This is a genomic window from Streptomyces sp. NPDC051987, assembly GCF_040680735.1.
GTDB lineage: Bacteria > Actinomycetota > Actinomycetes > Streptomycetales > Streptomycetaceae > Streptomyces.
In genome coordinates this window covers 25,901-51,425 of sequence record NZ_JBFAXI010000009.1, presented here as the reverse complement: position 1 = coordinate 51,425, position 25,525 = coordinate 25,901, and the positions used below count along the sequence as shown (strand labels likewise).

The 25,525-nt window shown below is 71.3% G+C and carries 21 protein-coding genes and 1 tRNA gene; 10 read left to right on the top strand and 12 right to left on the bottom strand.

Annotated elements, in window-relative coordinates; all coding sequences use genetic code 11:
* The first annotated feature begins 36 nt into the window (after positions 1-36).
* The 3 genes from AB0M11_RS07585 to AB0M11_RS07575 all read left to right on the top strand — a co-directional run bounded on the left by AB0M11_RS07585 (position 37) and on the right by AB0M11_RS07575 (position 1,479).
* Complete coding sequence (locus AB0M11_RS07585) at positions 37-864, top strand: trans-aconitate 2-methyltransferase (RefSeq protein ID WP_365702427.1); 828 nt, start codon at positions 37-39, stop codon at positions 862-864.
* On the top strand, positions 864-1,226 hold the full coding sequence (locus AB0M11_RS07580) for a VOC family protein (protein WP_365702425.1): 363 nt from the start codon (positions 864-866) through the stop codon (positions 1,224-1,226). The genes AB0M11_RS07585 and AB0M11_RS07580 overlap by 1 nt, the downstream gene beginning before the upstream one ends.
* Positions 1,227-1,305: 79 nt before the next feature.
* Positions 1,306-1,479, top strand: coding sequence for a CsbD family protein (locus tag AB0M11_RS07575; protein ID WP_365702423.1), 174 nt, complete (start codon positions 1,306-1,308; stop codon positions 1,477-1,479).
* Between the two features lie 10 nt (positions 1,480-1,489).
* On the opposite strand, the gene AB0M11_RS07570 is transcribed toward AB0M11_RS07575, so the two are convergent.
* Together AB0M11_RS07570 and AB0M11_RS07565 are read right to left on the bottom strand one after the other, a co-directional pair.
* Entirely contained in the window at positions 1,490-2,164 is a 675-nt protein-coding gene (locus AB0M11_RS07570) for a TetR/AcrR family transcriptional regulator (protein ID WP_365702421.1), read from the bottom strand.
* Positions 2,161-3,171 carry a fatty acid desaturase gene (locus AB0M11_RS07565; RefSeq protein WP_365702419.1) on the bottom strand — a complete coding sequence of 337 codons (1,011 nt, stop codon included), beginning with the start codon at positions 3,169-3,171 and terminating at the stop codon, positions 2,161-2,163. The genes AB0M11_RS07570 and AB0M11_RS07565 overlap by 4 nt, the downstream gene beginning before the upstream one ends.
* A gap of 308 nt (positions 3,172-3,479) precedes the next feature.
* Here AB0M11_RS07565 and ppc point away from each other — a divergent pair, with 308 nt between their 5' ends.
* Positions 3,480-6,212 (top strand): phosphoenolpyruvate carboxylase, encoded by a 2,733-nt coding sequence (gene ppc, locus AB0M11_RS07560; RefSeq protein ID WP_365702417.1) that lies wholly within the window; start codon positions 3,480-3,482, stop codon positions 6,210-6,212.
* 179 nt (positions 6,213-6,391) lie between these two features.
* Here the strand turns inward: ppc and AB0M11_RS07555 are convergent, their stop codons facing one another.
* The 7 genes from AB0M11_RS07555 to AB0M11_RS07525 form a co-directional block, all read right to left on the bottom strand.
* Complete coding sequence (locus AB0M11_RS07555) at positions 6,392-6,892, bottom strand: hypothetical protein (RefSeq protein ID WP_365702415.1); 501 nt, start codon at positions 6,890-6,892, stop codon at positions 6,392-6,394.
* Positions 6,893-6,934: 42 nt separating this feature from the next.
* Positions 6,935-7,549, bottom strand: a complete 615-nt coding sequence (gene pth / locus AB0M11_RS07550) for an aminoacyl-tRNA hydrolase (RefSeq protein WP_365702413.1) — start codon at positions 7,547-7,549, stop codon at positions 6,935-6,937.
* A 172-nt stretch (positions 7,550-7,721) separates the two neighbouring features.
* Positions 7,722-8,315, bottom strand: a complete 594-nt coding sequence (locus AB0M11_RS07545) for a 50S ribosomal protein L25/general stress protein Ctc (RefSeq protein ID WP_365702411.1) — start codon at positions 8,313-8,315, stop codon at positions 7,722-7,724.
* Positions 8,316-8,512: 197 nt separating this feature from the next.
* Positions 8,513-9,493 carry a ribose-phosphate diphosphokinase gene (locus AB0M11_RS07540; RefSeq protein ID WP_365702409.1) on the bottom strand — a complete coding sequence of 327 codons (981 nt, stop codon included), beginning with the start codon at positions 9,491-9,493 and terminating at the stop codon, positions 8,513-8,515.
* Positions 9,494-9,633: 140 nt separating this feature from the next.
* On the bottom strand, positions 9,634-11,082 hold the full coding sequence (gene glmU / locus AB0M11_RS07535; RefSeq protein WP_365702406.1) for a bifunctional UDP-N-acetylglucosamine diphosphorylase/glucosamine-1-phosphate N-acetyltransferase GlmU: 1,449 nt from the start codon (positions 11,080-11,082) through the stop codon (positions 9,634-9,636).
* A 118-nt stretch (positions 11,083-11,200) separates the two neighbouring features.
* Positions 11,201-11,271 (bottom strand) — tRNA-Gln (locus AB0M11_RS07530).
* Positions 11,272-11,282: 11 nt separating this feature from the next.
* Complete coding sequence (locus AB0M11_RS07525) at positions 11,283-12,161, bottom strand: hypothetical protein (protein ID WP_365702404.1); 879 nt, start codon at positions 12,159-12,161, stop codon at positions 11,283-11,285.
* 161 nt (positions 12,162-12,322) lie between these two features.
* Here AB0M11_RS07525 and AB0M11_RS07520 point away from each other — a divergent pair, with 161 nt between their 5' ends.
* Complete coding sequence (locus AB0M11_RS07520) at positions 12,323-13,717, top strand: histidine kinase (RefSeq protein ID WP_365702402.1); 1,395 nt, start codon at positions 12,323-12,325, stop codon at positions 13,715-13,717.
* 8 nt (positions 13,718-13,725) lie between these two features.
* Here AB0M11_RS07520 and AB0M11_RS07515 read toward each other — a convergent pair whose 3' ends face one another.
* Both AB0M11_RS07515 and AB0M11_RS07510 read right to left on the bottom strand, forming a co-directional pair.
* Entirely contained in the window at positions 13,726-14,259 is a 534-nt protein-coding gene (locus AB0M11_RS07515) for an SUKH-3 domain-containing protein (protein WP_365702400.1), read from the bottom strand.
* Between the two features lie 74 nt (positions 14,260-14,333).
* Positions 14,334-14,882 (bottom strand): YwqJ-related putative deaminase, encoded by a 549-nt coding sequence (locus AB0M11_RS07510; RefSeq protein ID WP_365702398.1) that lies wholly within the window; start codon positions 14,880-14,882, stop codon positions 14,334-14,336.
* Positions 14,883-15,180: 298 nt separating this feature from the next.
* Here AB0M11_RS07510 and AB0M11_RS07505 point away from each other — a divergent pair, with 298 nt between their 5' ends.
* From AB0M11_RS07505 to AB0M11_RS07495, 3 genes are all read left to right on the top strand, one after another.
* Positions 15,181-16,206, top strand: coding sequence for an SMI1/KNR4 family protein (locus AB0M11_RS07505; RefSeq protein ID WP_365702396.1), 1,026 nt, complete (start codon positions 15,181-15,183; stop codon positions 16,204-16,206).
* 8 nt (positions 16,207-16,214) lie between these two features.
* Positions 16,215-18,929, top strand: coding sequence for an SUKH-4 family immunity protein (locus tag AB0M11_RS07500; RefSeq protein WP_365702394.1), 2,715 nt, complete (start codon positions 16,215-16,217; stop codon positions 18,927-18,929).
* Between the two features lie 268 nt (positions 18,930-19,197).
* The gene (locus AB0M11_RS07495) at positions 19,198-20,052 is read left to right on the top strand and encodes a cellulose-binding protein (protein WP_365702596.1); all 855 of its coding nucleotides are present in this window, start codon (positions 19,198-19,200) and stop codon (positions 20,050-20,052) included.
* Positions 20,053-20,114: 62 nt separating this feature from the next.
* On the opposite strand, the gene AB0M11_RS07490 is transcribed toward AB0M11_RS07495, so the two are convergent.
* Positions 20,115-21,608 (bottom strand): MFS transporter, encoded by a 1,494-nt coding sequence (locus AB0M11_RS07490; protein WP_365702392.1) that lies wholly within the window; start codon positions 21,606-21,608, stop codon positions 20,115-20,117.
* Between the two features lie 506 nt (positions 21,609-22,114).
* Between AB0M11_RS07490 and AB0M11_RS07485 the strand changes: the two genes are divergently transcribed.
* Both AB0M11_RS07485 and AB0M11_RS07480 read left to right on the top strand, forming a co-directional pair.
* A complete protein-coding gene (locus AB0M11_RS07485; protein ID WP_294004041.1) occupies positions 22,115-22,903 on the top strand; it encodes an ABC transporter ATP-binding protein in 789 nt (262 codons plus the stop codon).
* Complete coding sequence (locus AB0M11_RS07480) at positions 22,900-25,479, top strand: FtsX-like permease family protein (protein ID WP_365702389.1); 2,580 nt, start codon at positions 22,900-22,902, stop codon at positions 25,477-25,479. The genes AB0M11_RS07485 and AB0M11_RS07480 overlap by 4 nt, the downstream gene beginning before the upstream one ends.
* The last annotated feature ends 46 nt before the right edge of the window (positions 25,480-25,525 follow it).

Sequence of the window (25,525 nt, the reverse complement as noted above, 5' to 3'; positions counted from 1 at the left end):
TGACATCGAGATAGCTTGCCGGGGAAGGTGGAGGACATGACGACTCCCGCCTGGGACCCCGCCCAGTACCTCCGTCACTCCGGCCACCGCGCCCGCGCCTTCGCCGACCTCCTCGCCCACGTCCCCGACCTGCCCGGCGACCCCCCGGCCATCGCCGACCTCGGCTGCGGCCCCGGCAACGTCACCGCCGTCCTCGCCGACCGCTGGCCCACCGCCCGCATCACCGGCTACGACAACTCGGCCGCGATGCTCGACAGGGCCGAGGTCGACCACGCCGGCCCCACCCCCGGCGGCGGCCGCCTCGACTTCACCCACGCCGACCTGCGCACCTGGACGCCCGAGCGGCCGTACGACCTGATCGTGTCCAACGCGGCGCTCCAGTGGGTCCCCGGACACCTCGACCGCTTCGCCGACTGGCTCGACGCGCTCGCCCCCGGCGGCACCTTCGCCTTCCAGGTGCCGAACAACATCGACGCTCCCCTGCACGCCCTCATGCGCGAACTCGCCGCCACGCCCCGCTGGAAGACCCGGCTCGCCGACGTGCTGCGCTCCGAGGACTCCGTCCACCCGCCGGCCGTCTACCTCGACCGGCTCGCCCGCCTCGGCTGCGCCACCGACGTCTGGGAGACCACCTACCTGCACGTCCTGGAGGGCCAGGACCCCGTCCTCGACTGGGCCAAGGGCACCGGACTGCGCCCCGCCCTGACCGCCCTCGGCGACGACCCGGACGCCCGGGACGCCTTCGTCGCCGACTACCGCGACCTGCTGCGGGAGGCCTACCCGAGCGCCCCCTACGGCACGGTCCTGCCGTTCAACCGCCTGTTCGTCGTCGCCCGCACGGCCGTCCCCGAGGAGAACGCCTGATGCTCACCGCCCTCGACCACGTCCAGCTGGCCATGCCCCCGGGCTCCGAGGACCTGCTGCGCGCCTACTACGTCGGTCTCCTCGGCATGACCGAGGTCCCCAAGCCGCCCGTGCTCGCGGCGCGCGGCGGCTGCTGGTTCCGGGCCGGGACCCTGCACCTGCACCTGGGCGCGGAAGCGGCCTTCCGCCCCGCCCTGCAGGCCCACCCGGGGCTCAGGGTCACCGACATCGAGGCGTTCGCCGAACGGCTCGCGGCCGGCGGCGCCCCCGTCACCTGGGACCACGACCTCCCCGGCCACCGCCGCTTCTTCTCCCAGGACCCCATCGGCAACCGCCTGGAGTTCCTGGAGCCGGTGCGCTGAGCCGCCGTTTGCCAGGGCGCGCTCCTGGTTACCCGGGGCAATGACCCCACCCAGGCAACCGCGTCAGGAGGGACCGACGGTGTCAGGACACCAGAAGGCCAAGGGCAAGAAGGAACAGATCAAGGGCAAGGCCAAGGAGGTCGGCGGGCGCGCCGCACGCGACCTGCCGATGGAGGCCGAGGGCCGCCTGGAGCAGTCCAAGGGCGACGCGCGCCAGGCCAAGGAGAAGGCGAAGGACATCTTCAAGCACTGAGCACCCCGGCTCAGGCCTTGCGGTGCCCTATCAGCCGCGGCTTCTGCTCCAGCCCGTCCAGGCCGTGCCAGGCGAGGTTCACCAGGTGGGCGGCGACCTCCGCCTTCCTCGGGCGGCGCACGTCCAGCCACCACTGGCCGGTCAGGGCGACCATGCCCACCAGCGCCTGCGCGTACAGCGGGGCCAGCTTGGGGTCGAAGCCGCGGCTCTTGAACTCCCGGCCCAGGATGTCCTCCACCTGGGTCGCGATGTCCGAGATGAGCGAGGCGAAGGAACCCGTGGACTGCGGGATGGGCGAGTCACGGACCAGGATCCGGAAGCCGTCCGTGTACTCCTCGATGTAGTCGAGCAGCGCGAACGCGGCCTGCTCGCACAGCTCCCGCGGATGGCCGGCCGTCAGCGAACTGGTCACCATGTCCAGCAGGCACCGCATCTCACGGTCCACCACCACCGCGTACAGCCCCTCCTTGCCGCCGAAGTGCTCGTACACCACCGGCTTGGACACCCCGGCCTTCGCCGCGATCTCCTCCACCGAAGTGCCCTCGAAACCCTTCGCGGCGAAGAGGGTACGACCGATCTCCAACAGCTGCTGGCGGCGCTCCGCACCGGTCATACGGGTACGACGCGCCCGCCGCTGCTTGTCGGGACTGGGGGTGCTGGAGTCGGTCGCCACGGCGTCAATCATGCCGCCTGCGCAGGCTCCGCCCCCTCCCGGGAGCCGCCTTCCCCGGTGTTACGGCGCGAATCGATACGCGAGCGTGACGGCCAGCGCACGTCGTACGCCCAGCCGAGCTGCTCGCACCAGCGGATGATCCGCGCCGAGGAGTCCAGCTGCCCGCGCTCCACACCGTGCCGCGCGGAGGTGGGGTCGGCGTGGTGCAGGTTGTGCCACGACTCGCCGCAGGACAGCACCGCCAGCCACCACACGTTGCCCGAGCGGTCCCGCGACCTGAACGGCCGCTTGCCCACCGCGTGGCAGATCGAGTTGATCGACCAGGTCACATGGTGCAGCAACGCCACCCGGACGAGTGAACCCCAGAAGAACGCGGTGAACGCACCCCACCAGGACATCGTCACCAGACCGCCGATCAGCGGCGGCAGCGCCAGCGACAGCATCGTCCAGTAGACGAACTGCCGGGAGATCGTCCGGATCGCCGGGTCCTTGATCAGGTCCGGCGCGTACTTCTCCTGCGGGGTCTGCTCCTCGTCGAACATCCAGGCGATGTGCGCCCACCACAGGCCCTTGATCAGCGCCGGCACGGTCTCCCCGTACCGCCACGGCGAGTGCGGGTCACCCTCGGCGTCGGAGAACTTGTGGTGCTTGCGGTGATCGGCCACCCAGCGCACCAGCGGGCCCTCCACCGCCATCGAACCCGCGATCGCCAGCGCGATCCTCAGCGGCCGCTTCGCCTTGAACGAACCGTGCGTGAAGTACCGGTGGAAACCGATGGTCACACCGTGGCAGCCCAGGTAGTAGAAGAACACCAGCAGGCCCAGGTCGAGCCAGCTCACGCCCCAGCCCCACGCCAGCGGCACCGCCGCCAGCAGCGCGAGGAACGGGACGACGATGAACAGCAGCAGGGTGACCTGCTCGACCGAACCCTTCCGCTCGCCGCCCAGCGTGGCCGACGAACCAGGCGAACCGGCCGACTTGCGGGCTTCTTCGATCACATCGGAACTAGACGAGGTCATGCGCGTCCCCTGTGGGGTCGAGGGTTGGAGAGGTGCCGATCCGCGGCGACCGGACGGGACGATAGAGGTACTTTCCCTACGATTCCGTAACCTACGGCGACGTAAGTATGGCAGCGAGGCGTCTTCCGGCAAGAGCCCCAGAGCCTGCGCGTCCTCATGGACACCTATCCTTGGAGTCGGTCGGACAGCGCGGTCCGCTCTGTTTCCTTCCCGGATGTCCGGCCCGTATGCGACCAGGCCATGCCTGCCGCACGGCCGCCAGACGGGTTCCCTCCAGACGAGCTTCAACACTGCAAGGAGCCGCACCTGTGAGCAGTGCCGACGACCAGACCACCACGACCAGCAGCGAGCTGCGCGCCGACATCCGCCGGCTGGGTGATCTCCTCGGCGAGACCCTGGTCCGCCAGGAGGGCCCGGAGCTGCTGGAACTCGTCGAGAAGGTCCGCCGCCTCACCCGGGAGGACGGCGAGGCCGCCGCCGACCTGCTGCGCGGCATCGAACTGGAGACCGCGGCCAAGCTGGTCCGCGCCTTCTCCACCTACTTCCACCTCGCCAACATCACCGAGCAGGTGCACCGCGGCCGCGAACTGCGCGCCCGCCGCGCCGCCGAGGGCGGCCTCCTCGCCCGCACCGCCGACCGGCTCAAGGACGCCGACCCCGAACACCTGCGCCAGACCGTGCAGAACCTCAACGTCCGACCGGTGTTCACCGCCCACCCCACCGAGGCCGCACGCCGTTCGGTCCTCAACAAGCTCCGGCGCATCGCCGCGCTCCTGGACACCCCGGTCATCGAGACCGACCGCCGCCGCACCGACATCCGCCTCGCCGAGAACATCGACCTGGTGTGGCAGACCGACGAGCTGCGCGTCGTCCGCCCGGAGCCCGCAGACGAGGCCCGCAACGCCATCTACTACCTGGACGAACTGCACGCCGACGCGGTCGGCGACGTCCTGGAGGACCTGACGGCGGAACTGGAGCGGGTCGGCGTCAAGCTCCCCGACGACACCCGCCCGCTGACCTTCGGCACCTGGATCGGCGGCGACCGCGACGGCAACCCCAACGTCACCCCCCAGGTCACCTGGGACGTCCTCATCCTCCAGCACGAACACGGCATCAACGACGCCCTGGAGACGATCGACGAACTCCGCGGCCTCCTCTCCAACTCCATCCGTTACACCGGCGCCACCGAGGACCTGCTGGAGTCCCTCCGCACCGACCTGGAACGCCTGCCCGAGATCAGCCCCCGCTACAAGCGCCTCAACGCCGAGGAGCCCTACCGGCTCAAGGCCACCTGCATCCGGCAGAAGCTGACCAACACCAAGCAGCGCCTGGCCACCGGCACCCCGCACGAACCCGGCCGCGACTACCTCGGCACCGCCGAACTCCTCGCCGACCTGCGTCTGATCCAGACCTCCCTGCGCGCACACCGCGGCGGCCTCTTCGCCGACGGCCGCCTGGCCCGCACGATCCGCACCCTCGCCGCCTTCGGCCTCCAGCTGGCCACCATGGACGTCCGCGAACACGCCGACGCCCACCACCACGCCCTCGGCCAGCTCTTCGACCGGCTCGGTGAGGAGTCCTGGCGCTACGCCGACATGCCCCGCGACTACCGCGCCAAGCTCCTCGCCAAGGAACTCCGCTCGCGCCGGCCGCTGGCCCCCACCCCCGCCCCCGTCGACGCGGCCGGCGCCAAGACCCTCGGCGTCTTCGAGACCGTGAAGAAGGCCCTGGAGATCTTCGGCCCCGAGGTCGTCGAGTCCTACATCATCTCCATGTGCCAGGGCGCCGACGACGTCTTCGCCGCCGCCGTCCTCGCCCGCGAGGCCGGCCTGATCGACCTGCACGCCGGCTGGGCGAAGATCGGCATCGTGCCGCTCCTGGAGACCACCGACGAGCTCAAGGCCGCCGACACCATCCTGGAGGACATGCTCTCCGACCCCTCCTACCGCCGCCTGGTGGCCCTGCGCGGAGACGTCCAGGAGGTCATGCTCGGCTACTCCGACTCCTCCAAGTTCGGCGGCATCACCACCTCCCAGTGGGAGATCCACCGCGCCCAGCGCCGGCTGCGCGACGTCGCCCACCGCTACGGCGTCCGGCTGCGCCTCTTCCACGGCCGCGGCGGCACCGTCGGCCGCGGCGGCGGCCCCTCCCACGACGCGATCCTCGCCCAGCCCTGGGGCACCCTGGAGGGCGAGATCAAGGTGACCGAACAGGGCGAGGTCATCTCCGACAAGTACCTGATCCCCTCCCTCGCCCGGGAGAACCTGGAACTGACCGTCGCCGCCACCCTCCAGGCCTCCGCCCTGCACACCGCCCCCCGCCAGTCCGTGGAGGCCCTGGCCCGCTGGGACGCCGCCATGGACGTCGTCTCCGACGCCGCCCACGCGGCCTACCGGCGCCTGGTGGAGGACCCCGACCTGCCGACGTACTTCCTCGCGTCGACGCCGGTCGACCAGCTCGCCGACCTGCACCTGGGCTCCCGGCCCTCCCGCCGCCCCGGCTCCGGCGTCTCGCTCGACGGCCTGCGCGCCATCCCCTGGGTGTTCGGCTGGACCCAGTCCCGGCAGATCGTCCCCGGCTGGTTCGGCGTCGGCTCCGGGCTCAAGGCCCTGCGCGAGGCCGGCCTCGACACCGTCCTGGACGAGATGCACGAGCAGTGGCACTTCTTCCGCAACTTCATCTCCAACGTCGAGATGACCCTGGCCAAGACCGACCTGCGGATCGCCCAGCACTACGTCGACACCCTCGTCCCCGACGAACTCAAGCACGTGTTCGACACCATCCGGGAAGAGCACGCCCTGACCGTCGCCGAGGTCCTGAAGATCACCGGTGAGGCCGAACTCCTCGACGCCACCCCGGTCCTCAAGCAGACCTTCACCATCCGCGACGCCTACCTGGACCCGATCTCCTACCTCCAGGTCACCCTCCTCAAGCGCCAGCGCGACGCGGCCGCGGCCGGCGAGCAGCCCGACCCGCTGCTCTCCCGCGCCCTGCTGCTCACCGTCAACGGCGTCGCGGCGGGCCTGCGCAACACCGGCTGACGGCCTCCGCACACACCGGTGCCCCCGGGGTCGTACCGCGACCCCGGGGGCACCGCCCGTCTCACCGCCCGCCCGTCTCACCGCCCGGCCGTTCTCACCGCCCGGCCGTTCTCACCGCCCGGCCGTTCTCACCGCCCGGCCGTTCTCACCGCCCGGCCTGCCTCACCGCCCGGCCCGGCTCACTGCACCGCGGCGAACGCGGCCGTCAGCAGCACCAGCCCCGAGCCCCCCAGCACCCACGCCGCCCGCCGCAACCGCATACCCCCCGCCACCACCACCGACGCCAGCAGCAGCGCACCGCCGAACGGCACCCAGGCGTACAGGACCCCGGCCGTACCCGACCGCACCACGTCCTCGGTCCCGGGCTTCACGATCACGTCGTACGTCCGCCCCTTGCGCACCCCGACCGACTTGTCGAGGACGACCGCGGCACGCGCCGACGCACCCGTCGACACCGGAGTGAACGGCCCCGTGCAGGTGTCCGCACCGCACGCCGCCACCCTGACCGTGCCCCGCTCCTTGCCCTTGGTCAGCATCACGTCCTGCGCGGTCCCCCAGGACCCCCACACCCCCGCCACGAGGATCAGCACGGCGACCGCACCCATCGACACGACACGCAACGCGTCGACCGGGGCCGTACGGGAGGAAGCGGCGGAGGCAGCAGGCATGGCCGGGATCATTGGCCATGCCCCTGCGGCGGGTCAACTGCCGTGGGGGACAAGTCAGGAGTTGTACGAGCTTTGCGCCCGCTCCAGCCCCTCCGTGACCAGCGCCTCCACCGCGTCCGCGGCCCGGTCCACGAAGTAGTCCAGCTCCTTGCGCTCCGTCGAGGAGAAGTCCTTCAGCACGAAGTCGGCGACCTGCATACGCCCCGGAGGCCGGCCGATCCCGAACCGCACCCGGTGATAGTCCGGGCCCATCGCTTTCGTCATCGACTTCAGCCCGTTGTGCCCGTTGTCCCCGCCGCCCAGCTTCAGCCGGAGCACGCCGTAGTCGATGTCCAGCTCGTCATGGACCGCGACGATGTGGGCGACCGGCACCTTGTAGAAGTCGCGCAGCGCGTTCACCGGACCGCCGGAGAGGTTCATGAACGACATCGGCTTGGCCAGGATCACCCGCCGACTGCCCGGCCCCGGCGCCCCCAGCCGCCCCTCCACGACCTGCGCCTGCGCCTTCCCGGCCCGCTTGAACTTCCCCCCGATCCGTCCGGCGAGCAGATCCGCGACCATGAAACCGACGTTGTGCCGGTTGGCCGCGTACTCCGGCCCGGGATTACCGAGCCCGACGATCAGCCAGGGGGCATTGGCGGCGGCGCCTGCGGGGGTGCTCACGTCCATCTCTCCTCACGTGCCACAGCCGCTGCTCCCCCGGGGGAGCAGCGGCTGGAGCGATACAACTACCGCTGTGGGCAATCGTTCCGCAGGGCGGAACGGGTGGGCACAGCCTGCAGCGCCGGCGCCTGTGCAGCAGACGCCACGGCAGCCGACGGTCGAGCCGCGCCGACCAGACTCAGGCCTCGGCCGCTTCCTCGGCCTCGCCCTCGCCGGCCCCGGCTTCCTCCGCCTGCGCGGCCAGCACCTGGAGAACCACCGCGTCCTCGTCGACCGCCAGGGTCACGCCCGACGGCAGGGTGATGTCCTTGGCGAGGACGGACGCGCCGGCCTCCAGGCCCTCGACGGACACGGAGACGGCCTCGGGGATGTGGGTGGCCTCGGCCTCGACCGGCAGCGCGTTCAGCACGTGCTCCAGCAGGTACCCACCGGGAGCCAGCTCGCCCTCGGTGTGCACCGGGATCTCGACCGTGACCTTCTCGCCGCGCTTGACCAGCAGCAGGTCGACGTGCTCCAGGAAGCCCTTCAGCGGGTCGCGCTGCACGGCCTTCGGGATCGCCAGCTCGTTGGACTTGCCGTCGATGTCCAGGGAGATCAGGACGTTCGGCGTACGCAGCGCCAGCAGCAGGTCGTGGCCCGGCAGGGTCAGGTGGAGCGGGTCCGAACCGTGGCCGTACAGCACACCGGGAACCTTGCTGTCACGACGGATACGGCGCGCGGCACCCTTGCCGAACTCGGTGCGCGTCTCGGCGGCGATCTTCACCTCGGACATGGTGATCACTCCTCGTAGAGGTAGGAACGGACGGGGTCACCCGGCCACGAACGGCCTGCTACGAAGAGCGCGTCGATAACGGAGGCGTGGCCTCCCTCGCCGAGCAACTGGGGAAGTCTACTCGGCGCGGCAGGCCACGGAGAAATCGATCAGCGTCCGCCGGACGCCGGCCGATCATGCAGAAGCGTTTTTACAGCTCACTGCTCGTCGAACAGGCTCGTCACCGAACCGTCCTCGAACACCTCACGCACCGCACTCGCGATCGTCGGCGCGATCGACAGCACCGTGATCTTGTCCAGATCCCGGCTCAGCTCACCCGGCGTCGGCAGCGTGTTCGTCAGCACGAACTCACTCACCCGCGAGTTCTTCAACCGGTCCGCCGCCGGACCCGACAGCACACCGTGCGTGGCGGTGACGATGACGTCCTCGGCGCCGTGCGCGAACAGCGCGTCCGCCGCCGCACAGATGGTGCCACCCGTGTCGATCATGTCGTCGACCAGGACACACACCCGGCCCTTGACCTCACCCACGACCTCGTGGACGGTCACCTGGTTCGCCACGTCCTTGTCGCGCCGCTTGTGCACGATCGCGAGCGGCGCTCCGAGCCGGTCGCACCACCGGTCCGCCACCCGCACCCGGCCGGCGTCCGGGGACACGATCGTCAGCTTGTCCTTGTCCACCTTCGTGCCCACGTAGTCCGCCAGCAGCGGCAGCGCGAACAGGTGGTCCACCGGACCGTCGAAGAAGCCCTGGATCTGGTCCGTGTGCAGATCCACGGTCAGGATCCGGTCCGCGCCCGCCGTCTTCATCAGATCGGCGATCAGCCGCGCCGAGATCGGTTCACGGCCCCGGTGCTTCTTGTCCTGCCGCGCGTAACCGTAGAACGGCACAATCACCGTGACGGACCGCGCCGAGGCCCGCTTCAACGCGTCGATCATGATCAACTGCTCCATGATCCACTGGTTGATGGGAGCCGTGTGGCTCTGGATCACGAAGCAGTCGGCACCACGAGCCGACTCCTGATAACGGACGTAGATCTCCCCGTTCGCGAAATCGAAGGCCTTCGTCGGGACGACCCCGACACCCAGCTGCTGGGCGACCTCCTCGGCAAGCTCGGGGTGGGCGCGGCCGGAGAAGAACATCATCTTCTTCTCGCCGGTCGTCTTGATCCCGGTCACAGCACTGTCTCCTCAGAGGTGTCTCAGCCGTACAGCCGGACCTCCAGCGCCCTGTGATCCGGGCACGGAAGGCGAATCAGCTGGTTAGGTGCGGGTGTGCACTTATCACGGTACGACGTCTTCGGCGCACCTGTTTCCGGTCAGTCCTCGCTCGCACCCCGCCGGGAAGCCGCCTCGGCCGCCTTCGCCGCCGAACTCCCCGGACGCTTACGAGCCACCCAACCCTCGATATTCCGCTGCTGGCCGCGGGCCACGGCCAGCGAACCGGGCGGCACATCCTTCGTGATCACCGACCCGGCAGCCGTGTACGCCCCGTCCCCGATCGTGACAGGCGCCACAAACATGTTGTCCGAACCCGTCTTGCAGTGCGACCCGACCGTCGTGTGGTGCTTGCTCTCACCGTCATAGTTCACGAACACGCTCGCCGCACCGATGTTCGAGTGCTCGCCGATCGTCGCATCCCCGACGTACGACAGATGCGGAACCTTCGTCCCCTCCCCGATCGACGCGTTCTTCGTCTCCACGAACGTACCGATCTTGCCCTTCGCACCCAGGCGCGTACCCGGCCGCAGATAGGCATACGGTCCCACAGACGCACCCGCACCGATATGCGCGGAATAAGACACCGTGTTGTCCACCCGCGCCCCCGCGCCCACCCGCGTGTCCCTCAGCCGGCTGTTCGGACCCACCTCGGCGCCCTGCCCCACATGCGTCGCACCCTGCAGCTGCGTCCCCGGATGGACCACCGCGTCCTGCTCGAACGTCACCGTCACATCCACCCACGTCGTCGCCGGATCCACCACGGTCACACCGTCGAGCATCGCCCGCTCCAGCAACCGGTCGTTCAGGATCCGCCGCGCCTCCGCCAGTTGCACCCGGTTGTTGATCCCCACGATCTCCCGGTGGTCACCCGCCACCGACGCCCCCACCCGGTGCCCCGCCTCCCGCAGGATCCCCAGCACGTCCGTCAGGTACTCCTCACCCTGACTGTTGTCCGTCCGCACCTTCCCCAGCGCGTCCGCCAGCAACCGCCCGTCGAACGCGAACACCCCCGAGTTGATCTCCCGGATCGCCCGCTGCTCCGCCGAGGCGTCCTTGTGCTCCACGATCGCCGTCACGGCCCCGGACGCGGCGTCGCGCACGATACGGCCGTAGCCGGTCGCGTCCGGCACCTCCGCCGTCAGCACGGTCACCGCGTTGCCGTCGGCGTGGTGGGTCCCGGTGAGCCGGGTGAGCGTCTCCCCGGTCAGCAACGGGGTGTCCCCGCACACCACGACCACGGTCCCCTCGACCGCCCCGCCCAGTTCCTCCAGCGCCATCCGCACGGCGTGTCCCGTGCCGTTCTGCCGCTCCTGCACGGCCGTACGGACGGCCGCGTCGACCTCGCCGAGGTGCGCGGCGACCTGCTCGCGGGCGTGCCCCACGACGACGACCAGGTTCTCCGGCTCCAACTCACGGGATGCGGCGAGCACATGGCCCACCAGGGAACGGCCGCAGATCTCATGCAGGACCTTCGGTGTGGCCGACTTCATACGGGTGCCCTCACCCGCTGCGAGAACGACGACGGCTGCCGGGCGAATGGCGCTCACGGAGTTGCCCTTCGGCTTTTTGGACGGGTGGGGGTGACATCCGCAGGATACCGGGGCGTTTCGTGGGGGACATGAGAGCGGGCCCTGACAGTGCTGTCAGGGCCCGCTACTTGTCATGCTCCCGGAGAAGGATTCGAACCCTCATTCAACGGACCAAAACCGTTTGTCCTGCCCTTAGACGATCCGGGATGGTTTTGCCGCTATGTCCGATTCCGTTGATCGGATGCGGTGGCAGCCCCTACTATGCCGTACCAGGCGCCCTCCATGCGACGGTACAAGTCGGCGCTCCTGAGCACGTAGATGACCAGGCAGCCACGGTAGGTCTCCGAGGTATTCTTCCGACTCGTCTTCGGGTTGTGCTTCTTGAGGGTGGCCTTCTGGAATGCAGAGGGCCTGACGCCTGCCAAATCGGCCCAGAACTCTTCGGCTTCGGTCACGTTGGCCGATTCATGGATGCTTACCCTGAAGCGCAGGCGCTCGCGCTCCACTCCGAGGGTGTCGAGCCATCGCAGGAAGAACCTGATCACGTTCGGGTCGCTATTGATGAAGTGCAGCCGCTCACGGCGGCTGTATGGCTTGTCCTTGGCGCCCTCGGCCCAGTAGAGAGCCACGCCCGCCAGGAACACCTCCCGGTCCGTTAGCTCGCCGATGGCACGGCAGGCGGCTTCCTTCGTGTGTCGACGCTCCTCCTCGCGCCGATGCAGTGCTGCCTCCCAGCCGCGCCGGGCGATAGCCGAGGCCTCCTCTGTGGTCCGCTTCCGCTCCGGCCTCGGCAGATCCCGTACCCACAGGGAGATCGAACTCTTCGAGCACCCCAGCTCCACCTGGATCTGGTCGTACGTCCACCCCTGGAGCCGTAGGTCCCGCGCCCTCTCCCTCAGGTCGTCCTTCGCGTTCGGACGCTTTGTCCAATCTGGGGGCGGCTCGCCCTCCAGGAGGCGGTTGAGGATGTCGTTGTTGTGGATGTGCAGGCGGTCGCGGATCTGGCGGCGGCTGAGCCCTGTCCGCCGCAGCGCCACCGCCTGTTCCCGCAGTCCCTCGAAGTCCTGGTACTTGCTGTGTGGATGTGCCATGGGCATACCGTCCGGACGGAATGATCGGTTCCGGGGTCGAACGGGGGTTGGTTCAACAGTTCGGGGGATAGCGGAGGGTTTTGGTGTTGTTCGGTTACGGAGTGTGTTGTAGACGAGTAGACGAAACTCACCGGAAAAGCCCACCCTCGCGCCCGTAGGCTGGAGGCATGACCACGACGGGGGCAGACCACGCGACGGCCGTGACAGGGCCGTGGTGGTGGTCGAGGTGGCGTGGCGCGGTCCTGGACGTGGGGCTCGCGCTGGTGTCGGCGCTGGAGTGCGCCGCGGAGGGGATTCCGTTCGCGCGAGACGCGGGGATTCCGATGGCGGCGGGGATCGTGTTCGGTCTGCTGGCCGGTTCGGTGCTGGTGCTGCGGCGGAAGTGGCCGATCGCGGTGGTGCTGGTGGCGATCGCGATCACGCCGGCCCAGATGGGCTTCCTGATGGGCATCGTCGGCCTGTACACACTGGCCGCGGCGGAGCTGCCGCGGCGGATCATCGTGGCGCTGGCGGGGATGTCGCTGGTGGGCACGATGATCGTGACGTTCGTGCGGGTGCGGCAGGACATGGCGCGGGGTGATCTGACGCTGGGGGACTGGTTCGTGCCGTTCGCGGCGGTGACCACCTCGCTCGGGTTGACCGCTCCGCCGGTGTTGCTGGGGTTGTACGTGGGTGCGCGGCGGCGGTTGATGGAGAGTCTGCGGGAGCGGGCGGACAGTCTGGAGCGGGAGCTCCAGTTGCTCGCGGAGCGGGCGGAGGAGCGGGCGGAGTGGGCTCGGGGTGAGGAGCGGACGCGGATCGCGCGGGAGATGCACGACGTGGTCGCGCATCGGGTGTCGCTGATGGTGGTGCACGCGGCGGCGTTGCAGGCGGTGGCGCGGAAGGATCCCGAGAAGGCGGTGCGGAACGCGGCGCTGGTGGGGGACATGGGGCGGCAGGCGTTGACGGAGTTGCGGGAGATGCTGGGGGTGCTGCGTTCGGGGGACGGTGACAGGCGCCGTACGGCGTCGGGTGCGGCTTCGGCGTCGGATTCGTCGGCGTCGGTCTCGGCGTCGGATTCGTCGGCGTCGGTCTCGGTGCCGGTCGGTGCGTCGGCCTCGGTGCCGTTGGCCGCGGTGGGGGCCGCGGCCGCGGCGGCGGCTTCGCGGGTGGCGGCGGAGGAGGAGGGGCCGTGGCTGTCGGAGCTGGAGGTGCTGGTCGGGCAGTCGGCGGCGGCGGGGATGGTGGTGGAGCTGTCGGTCGAGGGCGCCGTGCGGTCGTACGCGGCGGAGATCGAGCAGACGGCGTTCCGGGTGGTGCAGGAGGCGTTGACGAACGTCCACAAGCACGCGGCGGGCGCGAAGACGCATGTGCGGCTGGCGCACCGGGTGGCGGAGATCGCGATGCAGGTGGAGAACGGGCCGCCGCCGGAGCCGGCGTCGGCGGCGTCGGCGGGGTTGCCGTCGGGCGGGAACGGTCTGGTGGGGATGCGTGAGCGGGTGCTGGGGCTGGGTGGGGTGTTCGTGTCGGGGCCGACGGATGCCGGGGGGTTCCGGGTGTCGGCGGTGATTCCGGCGGCGTGACCGTCCGGTCAGGCGTGGGTGGTGAGGCGTTGGGGTGTGACGCCGGCGATGAGGGCGGTGAGGGCGTGGTCGATGTCGGGGCCGACGTACCAGTCGCCGGTGTGGTCGAGGGTGTAGACGCGGCCTTCGGCGTCGATGGCGAGGAGTGAGTGGGTGTCGGTCTCCGCGCCGAGGGGGCAGATCTGGGTGTGCAGGGCGCGGCCGAGGTCGCCGAGGGTGCGGGCGAGGTGCAGGCCGTGCAGCGGGTCGAGGTGGAGGGTGGCGGGGGCGATCTGGCGGCCGGTGCCGGTGGGGTTGATGTGCAGGCCGCCGAACTCGGCCCAGGCTTCGACGGCGGCGGGGAAGACGGCGTGCCGGTGTCCGGCGGGTGAGGTGTGCTCGCGCAGGGTGTCGGCCCAGATCTCGGCCTGTTTTATGTCCCAGCGGCCGGGGAGCCAGCCGGCGGCGCGCAGGGTGGCGTCGACGGGCGCGGAGAAGCGCGAGGGGGATCCCCCTGGCCGAGGGAAGCCGAGCCCGGGGGAGGAGGTGCGGTCGGCGTGCATCTGCCCTTCGTTCGTTCGTTCGCGTGTAGTGCGGGTGCGGGTGTCTTGCCGGTGGTGCGGGGGTGGGGTGGGTGTCAGGCGTCGGTGGTGGGGTCGACGACGCGGACGCCGAAGTGGGCGGTGAGGGCTGCGCAGGCCCGGCAGGGGGCGGCGAAGCTGCCGTGCAGGGGGTCGCCGTCCTCGCGTATGCGGCGGGCGGTGAGTTTGGCCTGCTTCAGGGACTTGCGGGCTTCGCCGTTGGTCATGGGTTTGCGGGCGGCGCGTTTGCTGCGGGCGCTGTCGGCGGCGCTGATGTGGCGTGAGATGAGGATGGCTTCGGCGCACCGGCCGGTGAAGCGGTCGCGTTGTCCGCTGGGGAGGGTGTCGAGGAATTCCTGGACCAGCGGGTGGAGCGGGGGCGGCTGGTCGCCGCGGGCGGCAGTGCCGGTGAGGGTGGTGCCGCGGACGGAGAGGGCGGCGGCGACGGTGGGCAGGATGCCGTCGCGGCGGTGCTGGAGGGTGGGGGCGGGGGGTGTCTCGGTGCTGCTCCAGCCGATGCGGGGGTCGCCGTCGGCGGGGCCGTGGAGGGCGCCGTGGGGCGCGCCGGACAGGGCGGTGTGTGGTCCCGTCTGTGTGGTGTTCATGATCGTCTTCCCCTCCCGAGCATCCCCCCGAAAGTCACAGACTGCCAAATCCTGTGGCGGGTGCGGTAGCTGGGGCGGTGCGACACGCCCGGGTTCGGGCGTGCTGTCACGGCGGGGTGACGGCTGGTCACCGAACTGGAGCGCCGGTGACCGGGGTTCGGGTACCGCATAGGCTGTCGGCACCGCGATGGGCGCGGTCGACGCGTCTGGGACGTGGGAGAGACAGCCGGATACGGGCCGTGGCGTGCCGCAGGGGTGCGGTTTCGGTTCGTACAGAGTGCCGCAGGGGGCATCCGTCATGACGACAGGTCGGCTCGGGGTGGGGGCACCGCCCAGCGGCCAGGCCCAGGGACAGGCCGCGCCGCCGAACGCGGCCTATGCCGGGCAGGTCGTGCACTTCCCGGATCCGGTCCGGGCGGCACGTCACCCGAGAGGGGTACGGGTCGACGAGCGTGGCTACCCCGACTTCTCGCCCTACGCGCGTGCGGCGGCGGAGATCGCCGATCCGCCGGAGGGTTTCGGCGTCGACGAGTTGCGGCTGACGGACTTCGTGTCCGCGAACGCGGCGCTGGCGGCTTCGGGTCATGAACTGTGGGACACGGTGCCGGCGGTGGCGACGCCGCACGGCTGGACGTGGCATCACGTGGTGGAGTCGCGGCGGCTGGAGCTGGTGCCGGTCGAGGTGAAGGCGTTGCTGCGGCATCACGGTGGGGTGGCGACGGCTCGGGTGGACCACGACAAGCGGGGGACGCGGCCGTTGCAGGAGACGCGTCCGGCGCATTTCGGGTTGCCGAAGTCGGGTGTGGCGGTGTCGGAGTCGCAGGTGCAGGGGGTCGAGGAGGACCTGGGGTACCGGTTGCCGGGTGCGTACCGGTCGTTCCTGAAGGCGGCGGGTGGGTGTGCGCCGGTGGGTACGGCGTTGGACGCGGGTCTCGGCCTGCTGGTGGACCAGCCGTTCTTCACGGTGCGCGACGAGGCGGCGGTGAACGACCTCGTGTACGTCAACAAGTGCCTGCGTGACCATCTCACCAAGGACTACCTGGGCGTGGGTTTCGTGCAGGGCGGTCTGCTGGCGGTGAAGGTGAAGGGTGAGCGGCCGGGTTCGGTGTGGTTCTGCGCGTACGACGACGCGCGCGACGTGGATCCCGGGCTGCCGCCTGCGGAGCGGGTGGAGCGTCTGCTGCTGCCCTGCGGTGAGGACTTCGACGTGTTCCTGTCGCGACTGGCGGGTTCCCCGCCGGAGTTGGAGACGGTGGCGAACCTGATGGTGGACGGTGGGTTCGCGCGGGCCGTGCCGGTGTCCTTCGACGGCTCGGGGGAGTGAGGCCGGTCATGGTGACGTTCGCGCAGGCGCAGGAGCGCGCGGAAGAGTGGATCAACGGTGACGTGCCGGTGTACCAGCATCGTGAGGTGCGGGTGCGGGAGTTCGGTCTCGGGTTCGTGGTGTGGGGCGAGGACCGGGCGGAGGGCCCGCGGTCGGACGCGGGCGGACAGCGGCTGGTCATCGCCCGGGACAGTGGTGAGGCCACGTTGTGGCCGGCGTTGCCGGTGGGTGAGGTGATCCGCCGGTACGAGGAGGAGTACGGCCGTGGGGCGGAGGTCGCGGACGCGGTGCCGGCGCCCGCGGCCCGGGTGGACCTGAACCAGACGTCGTTCCTGCTGAGTCCGCCGGAGTGGCTTCAGGAGGCGGCGGACAAGCTGGGCATTCCGGATCGACGGTCGGGCGGCGCGGAGGCGGCTGCTTCGGCGGCGGCCGCGGGTGCGGGCAGCGGTCCTGTTTCTGGTCCTGTTTCCGGTTCCGGTTCTGTTTACGGTTCCGGTGCTGGTTCCGGTGGGCTCGCCGAGACGCGGGCCGGGGTGCCCGGGGCGTCGGGTGGGGTCGGTGCGGGGGCAGGCGGTGGTGCCGCGTGGCCGCCGGCCGCGGCCGACTCGGGTCCGGGGGCCGAGGCGGCCCGCGGGGCGTCCGGTGCGCCCGACGTGCCTGCGGGGGCGACTCCTTGGGCCGGTACGGACACCAACGCCTATGCCGGTGACGACCGTTCCGTCCCGCTCCCCGCGACGGTGTTCGCACCGCCGTTGAGCGATGCCGACGACGGTGCGCTGGGGGACGCCGAGACGGCCCTGATGGCGGGGGGCAGTCAGCTGCCTCGTACGGCGGTGTCCCCGGCGCTCGACGAGGCGGGTGGGCCGGGCGTGCGGGACGCGCAGGACGTGCCCGGTCGTGCGCCGCGGGGTGGCACGCCTCCGCCGCCTCCGCGGGACGTCCCGTCGTACGGCTATCCGCAGGGACCGGGGCCGGTGGCCGTGGGCACGTCCGCTCAGCCGCAGGCGCCCGCGCCTTCCGACGGCTACCGGCAGCCGCCGGCCGCGCCGGGCTACGGGTATCCGCAGGCGCCGGCCGGTGCGGCGCCGGGTGCGCCCCAGCCTCCGGCGTCTTTGGCGGGTCTCCCGCATGCGGCCGCTCCCGGTCGGCCGCTCGCGCCGGACGCCGAGGACATAGCGGACGCCGCGACGAGCAGGGCGGCGCCTCCCCTGCGCAAGGCGCGGGGCGGGGCCGCTGCGCCGCCTCCGCCGCCGCCGGGCGTGCCGGGGGCGCCGGGCGGCCGGCCGGGGAGCCCGCCTGGGGCGTCCGGGCCGGCGCCCGGGTACGCGCCGACGCAGATGGTGTCGGCGCCGGGCGCGCAGACTCCGCCCGGTGCTCCGGGCGGAATGCCTCCGGGCGATGCCGATCGCGCGGCCACGATGCTGGCCGGCCCGAGCGGGGTGGGCGGGGGAGCTCAGCAGGCGCCGGACGCCCCGGCTGTGCCTCCCGCTCCGGGCGCACCTCAGCCCCCGGGCGCCCCTGGCACGCCTCGGGTGCCGGGTGGCGTGCAGGGCGCTGCCGCCGGTGCGGGCGGCGCGGCGGTTCATCACGCGGAGACGGTGCTGGCGGCACCCCCGGTGGGCGCGCCTCAGCCCCCGGGCGCTCCCGCCATGCCGCCGGGTGCCCCGCAGACGCCGCCGCAGATGCCGCCCCCGATGCCGGCCGGTGCGATGCCGCCGCCCCCGGCGTACGGCTACCCGCAGCAGGGGCAGCCGACGGTGGGCCCCGGTTATCAGGCGGTGCTGCGCTACCGGGCGCAGGACGGTTCGGAGCAGCAGCTGATCCGGCGTTCGGCGCCGGGCACCCCGCACCCGGAGTGGCAGATCTTCCACGAGCTGCGGGCGATGAACGTGCCGCCGGACCAGGTGCTGGAGCTGCACACGGAGCTGGAGCCGTGCGAGCTGCCGGGTGCCTACTGCGCGCGGATGATCCGTGAGCAGTGGCCGCAGGCGCGGCTGGCGAGCATCGCGCCGTACGGGACGGACCACGCGAGCCGTCAGCAGGGGATGCGTCAGTTGCTGGTGCACCAGGGCGAGTTGCACCAGGTGGCGGCGGGTCCCGCGCGGCCCGCGCCGGTGCGCGCGCCGTTGCCGCACGTGCAGGTGGCGCCGCCGGTCCCGCCGGAGGCGATCGCGCAGGAGCTGGCGGCGGCGTTCGGTCCGGGCGTGTTCCGGTTCGAGCATGCGGCGGTGTCGCGCCAGGGGGTGCCGCCGATCGTGGCGCACACGCTGGTGGCGGCGGGGCTGCCGCTGGACATGGGGCCGTTCTTCTGGGCGCAGGCGCAGCCGGGCCGTCCGGTGCCGACGCTGGCGGAGCTGGCGCAGGAGCGCGGTCTGCGGCCGGCGCCGGACGCGGCGTCGTACCTCGTCATGGGGACCGACTTCGGCAAGGCGGTCTGTGTGCAGTACGGCACCGCGAACATCGTGGCGGTGCCCGTGGAGGCGGGGCCGGGCGGGGCGTCCGTGCCGCCGCAGTTCGTGAACACGGGGCTGCCGGAGTTCGCCCGGTGTCTGGCTCTGCTGGGCCGGATGTGGCGGCTCCGGTTCGGTCTCAACCAGGAGCAGGCGGGCCGCTGGACCGTCGACTTCCAGGCCCAGTTGGCCTCCCTGGACCCGGCGGCGCTCGGTTCGCCGGAGAGCTGGTGGTCGGTGCTGCTGGAGCAGATGTGGGACGGGCTGCTGTGACGCGCAGGTAGAACGGCCGTACGAGGGCCGGTCGGGTCGGTGACCTGGCCGGCCCCTCGTCGTTCCGGGCGCGCGGCCGGCAGTTCACGCCCCTGACGTGCCTCCGCCTGCTGGCGTGGTGTGCGGTGTTTCCGGCGTGGCATGCGGAGTGTCGCGTTATGAACACTTACGTCCGATCCATCAAGATGTCCGCGAAATCATCATTTCGTGCGGGTCCGGCGGAGAGGGGTTCCAGGTGAGCAGCGCGTCGATGTCGCCGTACGAGTTCATGACCGTCCGGGGGCGTGGCTACCGCCCCGACCAGGTCGACACGTTCATGGTGGAGCTCTGCGAGGACCGGGACGCGGCATGGGAGCGTGCCGCGCGGCTCACCGTGCTGGCCAAGGACATGGAGGCGGAGTACGAGCGGTTGCGTGCCGTGGTCGAGCAGCTGCCTCCGCAGACGTACGAGGCGCTGGGGGACCGTGCGCACCGGGTCTTCCGGCTGGTGGTGGAGGAGGCGCGGGCCCTGCGGGAGGGCGCCCGGCGGGAGCTGACGGAGGGGGTCGCGGAGGCCGCGGAGCGCGCCGAGAGGGCGCTGTGCGCGGCGCAGGAGCAGGCCGACACGCTCCGCGCGGAGACCGAGGAGCGCGCCCGCCAGTTGCTGCTGGCCGCGCGTGCCGAGGCGGACGACATCCGCGTCGGCACGCGGCTGGAGGTCAAGGAGCAGCGGGGTGAGGCGGTGTCGGCGTTGCGCGAGGTGCGTCAGCGCACCATCGCGATGCTCGCCGACCAGGCCAAGGAGCATGCCGAGCGGTGGGCCGAGGAGGAGCGTGAGGAGGTCGCGCGTGCGGCCGCGGTCGACGCGCACAACGCCGAGCGCATCGCCCGTGCCGAGGCCGCCCTGGCGGAGGCGGAACGGGCCCTTGAGGAGGCCGGGGAGTCGGCGCGCCGCTCCGAGGAGGAGGCGCGCGTGCGTGCCGCCGAGCTTGTCGCGGAGGCCCGGATGCTGGAGGAGCGCATCGCGCGGGAGACCGAGCGGGTGCTGCGCGAGCACGGGGAGACCTGGGACGACGTGCAGGCGCACATGGACCACATGCGGGACAGCCTGATGACCCTGACGGGGCGCGCGGCGGCGGAATAGCGTCCTGGCGCCGGGCTTTCCTCCGGGTCTCGGGGGTCACCCGCGTCGGCTCCGGCGTGGAGTCAGTCCGTGCGGACGGGGAAGCGCCGGGGTGCGACGAGCAGCAGCATCAGGAAGGCCAGTGCCGCCGCGCACGCCGCCCCGAAGTACACCGCGTGGACCGCGTCGGCGATGGCGTGGCGGGTGGCCTCGGGTGCCGTCCCGTCGTCCAGCGCGCGCGTGACGGAGTCGAGGTCGCCCGCGCCGCCCAGCCGGGCGGCGAGCACGCTGTTGGCGACCGCGCCGAACACCGACGCGCCGATCGTCTGGCCGGTCTGCCGGCAGAACAGCACCGACGCGGTCGTGGTCCCCCGCTCCTCCCAGCCCACCGTCGACTGCACGCCCACGATCAGCGGCAGCTGGAACAGGCCCAGCGCGGCGCCCAGCAGGAGCATCAGCAGGGTCGGCTGCCAGGCCGACCCCGGGTAGGGCAGGAAGGGGAAGGCGAACAGGATCAGCGCGGCCGCGCCGATGCCGAGCAGCGCGGTGTCGCGGAAGCCGATCCGCCGGTAGACGTGCTGGCTGAGGGCCGCCGAGACGGGCCAGCTCAGCGTCCACACCGACAGGACGAACCCGGCGGCCACCGGCGCGAGCCCGAGCACCGACTGCGCATAGGTGGGGAGGAACACCGAGGGCGCCACCATCAGCAGGCCGAGCGCGCCCAGCGCGAGGTTGACGGCCGCGATCGTGCGGCGCCGCCACACCCACCCCGGGATGATCGGCTCCGCCGCCCGGCGCTCGATCCGCACCACCACTCCCACCAGCGCGAACCCGGTGCCGAACAACGCGCACGACGGCGCCGACCACCAGGCCCACGCCACCCCGCCCTGCACCAGCGCCGTCAGCAGCACGCCGCCGCAGGCGAAGACCGCCAGCGCACCGGCCCAGTCCACTCGCGAGGGCGTGCGCGGCGCGCGCTCCGGCTCGTGGAGGTGGCGCACTATCAGCCAGAGCGCGGCCGCGCCGATCGGCAGGTTGACCAGGAAGATCCACCGCCAGTCCGCGTAGGCGGCCAGCACGCCGCCGAGTCCCGGCCCGGCGACCGCCGACACCGCCCACACGGTGGACAGCTTCGACTGGATCTTCGGGCGCTCCTCCAGCGGGTAGAGGTCGGCGGCGAGGGTCTGCACGGTGCCCTGGAGCGCCCCGCCGCCCAGGCCCTGCACGATCCGGAAGGCGATCAGCGCGCCCATGCTCCAGGCGGCCGCGCACAGCAGCGACCCCAGCAGGAAGACCGCGGCGCCCACCACCAGCACCGGCTTGCGGCCGAAGGTGTCGGAGAGCTTGCCGTACACCGGCAGGGTGACGGTGACGGCCAGCAGGTAGCCGGAGAAGAGCCAGGAGAAGACCGAGAAGCCGCCGAGGTCGCCGACGATCTGGGGGACGGCGGTGGAGACGACGGTGGAGTCGAGGGCGGCCAGCGCCATGGCGAGCATGAGGGCGGCCACCACGGCCCCCCGCCGGCCCGTCCCGGTCTCGCGTCCCGCCGCGCGTACCGCGGGTCTCGTGTTCTCCACGCCGGCTTCCCCTCCCCGTGTGTCGGCCATGTATCTATGCCGCGCCCAACAGCTTCCCATCCGCCGCGACACGAAGGGAGTCCGCGTCCACCTGCTGGGAACGGGCGGTCGCGGCCGGGACCAGGATGGGGAAGGCGGAAGCACCCGGTCGCTCGACCCTCACGCGGCGAGAGGGTGGACGCTGTCCGGGGCGGCGGGTGGAGACCGACCCCGAGAAGGGCTCCACCCGGCGGTGGACATCCCCTAGGGGCTCCTCCGTACTACGGCTCGGGGAGGGCTCGTACCGCCGGAGGACGAGACGGCACCCCGGCCGTCCTTAACCTGGCTTTACGCCGCCGGGGACGGACGACCGAACCGGCGGGGGTGGGGTTTCCCCCCCGGAAAGACGGGGCTTCGCACCAGCGCGGGACCAACCGCGCACCGGCAGACTCATCGGCGTACCGACCGCTTCGCAGCGGAGCACGGCACCAGGCTGCGCCGCCGCTGACCGACTTAGGAGACATACCGTGACATCGGCTGTGACCATTCCCAGGCACGGGGGTACTGGAGGGCGTACGGCCGTTGCCGCGCGGGCGCGGCAGGTCGTCAAGGCGTACGGCGCCGGGGAGACCCGGGTCGTCGCCCTGGACCACGTCGACGTGGACATCATGCGGGGGCAGTTCACCGCGATCATGGGGCCCTCGGGGTCCGGCAAGTCCACCCTGATGCACTGCCTCGCCGGGCTCGACACCGTGACGAGCGGTCAGATCTACCTGGACGAGACCGAGATCACCGGCCTGAAGGACAAGAAGCTCACCCAGCTGCGCCGGGACCGGATCGGATTCATCTTCCAGGCCTTCAACCTGCTCCCGACGCTGAACGCGCTGGAGAACATCACGCTCCCCATGGACATCGCCGGCCGCAGGCCCGACAAGGAGTGGCTGCGGCGCGTGGTCGACACCGTGGGGCTCGCGGACCGGCTCAAGCACCGCCCCACCCAGCTCTCGGGAGGCCAGCAGCAGCGCGTGGCCGTGGCGCGCGCCCTCGCCGCCCGCCCCGAGATCATCTTCGGTGACGAGCCGACCGGAAACCTCGACTCCCGCGCGGGCGCGGAGGTCCTCGGCTTCCTGCGCAGCTCCGTCGACGACCTGGGCCAGACGATCGTCATGGTCACGCACGACCCGGTCGCCGCGTCCTACGCCGACCGCGTGCTCTACCTCGCCGACGGCCGGATCGTCGACGAGATGTTCAAGCCGACCGCGGAGACCGTCCTGGACCGCATGAAGGACTTCGACGCGCGGGGGCGTACGTCATGACCGTCCTGAAGACCTCGATGCGCAACTTCTTCGCGCACAAGGGGCGCATGGCCCTGTCGGCCGTCGCCGTGCTGCTGTCGGTGGCGTTCGTGTGCGGCACGCTGGTGTTCACCGACACCATGAACACGACGTTCGACAAGTTGTTCGCGGCGACCTCGTCCGACGTGACGGTCAGCGCCAAGGGCGCCTCCGACACGGGGGAGACCACCTCCGACAACGGCAGGCCGCCGGTGCTGCCCGCCTCGGTGGTGGGCAAGGTCCGCGCGGTGAACGGCGTCAAGGCGGCGGAGGGCACGGTCTTCTCGACCTCCGTGACCGTGGTCGACGCCAAGAAGGACAGCCTGTCGCCGTCCAGCGGCGCGCCGACCATCGTCGGCAGCTGGAACGGCAACGACGCCCGCACCATGAAGATCACCTCCGGTAGGGCGCCGGCCGACTCCGGCCAGGTCATGGTGGACGCCGACACGGCCGACAAGCACCACCTCAAGCTGGGCGACGAGATCGGCGTGATCAGCGCGGTCGGCACGCACACCGCGAGGATCTCCGGCATCGCCGACTTCACCGTCACCAACCCCGGTGCCGCGATCTTCTACCTGGACACGAGGACCGCCCAGCGGACGCTCGTCGGGCAGAGCGGCGTCTTCACGAACATCAACGTGACGGCCGCCCCGGGGGTGACGGACGCGCAGCTGAAGAAGAACGTCGTCGGCGCGCTCGGCACCGCCTACAAGGTGCAGACCGCCAAGGAGACCGCCGACGCCAACCAGAAGGACGTCGAGAGCTTCCTCAGCGTCATGAAGTACGCGATGCTCGGCTTCGCCGGGATCGCCTTCCTGGTCGGCATCTTCCTGATCATCAACACCTTCTCGATGCTGGTCGCCCAGCGCACCCGCGAGATCGGCCTGATGCGGGCCATCGGCGCCGGCCGGCGCCAGGTCAACCGGTCCGTGCTCGTCGAGGCCCTGCTGCTCGGCGTGGTCGGCTCGGTGCTGGGCGTCGGCGCGGGCGTCGGCATCGCCGTCGGCCTGATGAAGCTCATGGGCTCCATGGGCATGCACCTGTCGACCAGTGACCTCACGGTCGCCTGGACGACCCCGGTGCTCGGCCTGGTCCTCGGCGTCGTCGTCACCGTCCTCGCCGCCTACCTGCCCGCGCGCCGCGCCGGCAAGGTCTCCCCGATGGCCGCGCTGCGCGACGCGGGCGCCCCCGCCGACGCGCGGGCGGGCCGCATACGCGCCCTGGTCGGCCTCGTGCTGACCGGCACCGGCGGCTACAGCCTCTACCTGGCCGCCGGCACCGACCAGGCCAAGCAGGGCTCGGCCTGGCTCGGCCTCGGCATCGTCCTCTCCCTCATCGGCTTCGTCGTCATCGGTCCGCTGCTCGCGGGCGGTGTCGTACGGGTCCTGGGCGCCATCCTGCTGCGGATGTTCGGCCCGGTCGGCCGCATGGCCGAGCGCAACGCGCTGCGCAACCCGCGCCGCACCGGCGCCACCGGCGCCGCCCTGATGATCGGACTGGCGCTGGTCGCCTGCCTCTCGGTGGTCGGCTCCTCCATGGTCGCCTCCGCCTCCGACCAGCTCGACAAGACCGTCGGCACCGACTTCATCATCCAGTCCGACAGCGGCCAGCGGATCACCCCGCAGGCGGTCAGGGCCGTCAAGGACGTACCCGGACTCGCCCGGGTCACCGAGTACCGCACCACCACGGCCGACTACACCACGCCCGACGGCAAGACGCTCAAGGACACCGACATCACGGCGGCCGACCCGACGTACGCGACCGACCTGCGCACCAAGACCGTCGCCGGAAACCTCAAGGACGCCTACCTGCCCGACTCGATGTCCGTGCACGACAAGTTCGCCAAGGCGCACGACATCCACCTCGGCTCGAAGATCGCCGTGAAGTTCAAGGACGGCCGCACGGCCCACCTGACGGTCCGGGCGATCACCAGCAGCGACGGCCTGATCGACGCCGGCTCCAAGTACACCAACATCACCACGCTCGCCAAGTACGTGCCGGCCGCCAGGATGCCCCTGGACGACCTGGTCTTCGCCACCGCCAAGGACGGCCAGCAGGACGCCGCGTACACGTCGCTCAAATCGGCCCTGCACGACTATCCGCAGTACACCGTGCGCGACCAGACCGACTACAAGAAGGCGCTCAAGGACCAGATCGGCCAGCTGCTGAACCTGATCTACGGCCTGCTCGCCCTCGCGATCATCGTCGCGGTCCTCGGTGTCGTGAACACCCTCGCCCTCTCGGTCGTCGAACGCACCCGCGAGATCGGCCTCATGCGCGCCATCGGCCTCTCCCGACGCCAACTGCGCCGCATGATCCGCATGGAGTCCGTGGTGATCGCCCTCTTCGGTGCCCTGCTCGGCCTCGGCCTGGGCATGGGCTGGGGCGCCACCGCCCAGAAGCTCCTCGCCCTGCAGGGCCTCAAGGTCCTGGAGATCCCCTGGCCGACGATCACCGGCGTCTTCGTCGCCTCGGCCTTCGTGGGCCTGTTCGCCGCCCTGATCCCGGCGTTCCGCGCGGGCCGCATGAACGTCCTCAACGCGATCGCGACGGACTGACCGCGACCGCCCGACAGACCACCGCACACGGGGGTTGCGGGGGAAC

Bases quoted from the DNA above. Each gene is read 5' to 3' on its own strand.
- AB0M11_RS07520 (WP_365702402.1), top strand. From the start codon at position 12,323: ATGACCACGACGGGGGCAGACCACGCGACGGCCGTGACAGGGCCGTGG.
- pth (WP_365702413.1), bottom strand. From the start codon at position 7,549: ATGGACGTGAGCACCCCCGCAGGCGCCGCCGCCAATGCCCCCTGGCTG.
- AB0M11_RS07495 (WP_365702596.1), top strand. From the start codon at position 19,198: ATGACCGTCCGGGGGCGTGGCTACCGCCCCGACCAGGTCGACACGTTC.
- AB0M11_RS07505 (WP_365702396.1), top strand. From the start codon at position 15,181: ATGACGACAGGTCGGCTCGGGGTGGGGGCACCGCCCAGCGGCCAGGCC.
- AB0M11_RS07580 (WP_365702425.1), top strand. From the start codon at position 864: ATGCTCACCGCCCTCGACCACGTCCAGCTGGCCATGCCCCCGGGCTCC.
- AB0M11_RS07500 (WP_365702394.1), top strand. From the start codon at position 16,215: ATGGTGACGTTCGCGCAGGCGCAGGAGCGCGCGGAAGAGTGGATCAAC.
- AB0M11_RS07515 (WP_365702400.1), bottom strand. From the start codon at position 14,259: ATGCACGCCGACCGCACCTCCTCCCCCGGGCTCGGCTTCCCTCGGCCA.
- AB0M11_RS07585 (WP_365702427.1), top strand. From the start codon at position 37: ATGACGACTCCCGCCTGGGACCCCGCCCAGTACCTCCGTCACTCCGGC.
- AB0M11_RS07510 (WP_365702398.1), bottom strand. From the start codon at position 14,882: ATGAACACCACACAGACGGGACCACACACCGCCCTGTCCGGCGCGCCC.
- AB0M11_RS07565 (WP_365702419.1), bottom strand. From the start codon at position 3,171: ATGACCTCGTCTAGTTCCGATGTGATCGAAGAAGCCCGCAAGTCGGCC.
- AB0M11_RS07480 (WP_365702389.1), top strand. From the start codon at position 22,900: ATGACCGTCCTGAAGACCTCGATGCGCAACTTCTTCGCGCACAAGGGG.
- AB0M11_RS07570 (WP_365702421.1), bottom strand. From the start codon at position 2,164: ATGATTGACGCCGTGGCGACCGACTCCAGCACCCCCAGTCCCGACAAG.
- AB0M11_RS07555 (WP_365702415.1), bottom strand. From the start codon at position 6,892: ATGATCCCGGCCATGCCTGCTGCCTCCGCCGCTTCCTCCCGTACGGCC.
- AB0M11_RS07525 (WP_365702404.1), bottom strand. From the start codon at position 12,161: ATGCCCATGGCACATCCACACAGCAAGTACCAGGACTTCGAGGGACTG.
- AB0M11_RS07545 (WP_365702411.1), bottom strand. From the start codon at position 8,315: ATGTCCGAGGTGAAGATCGCCGCCGAGACGCGCACCGAGTTCGGCAAG.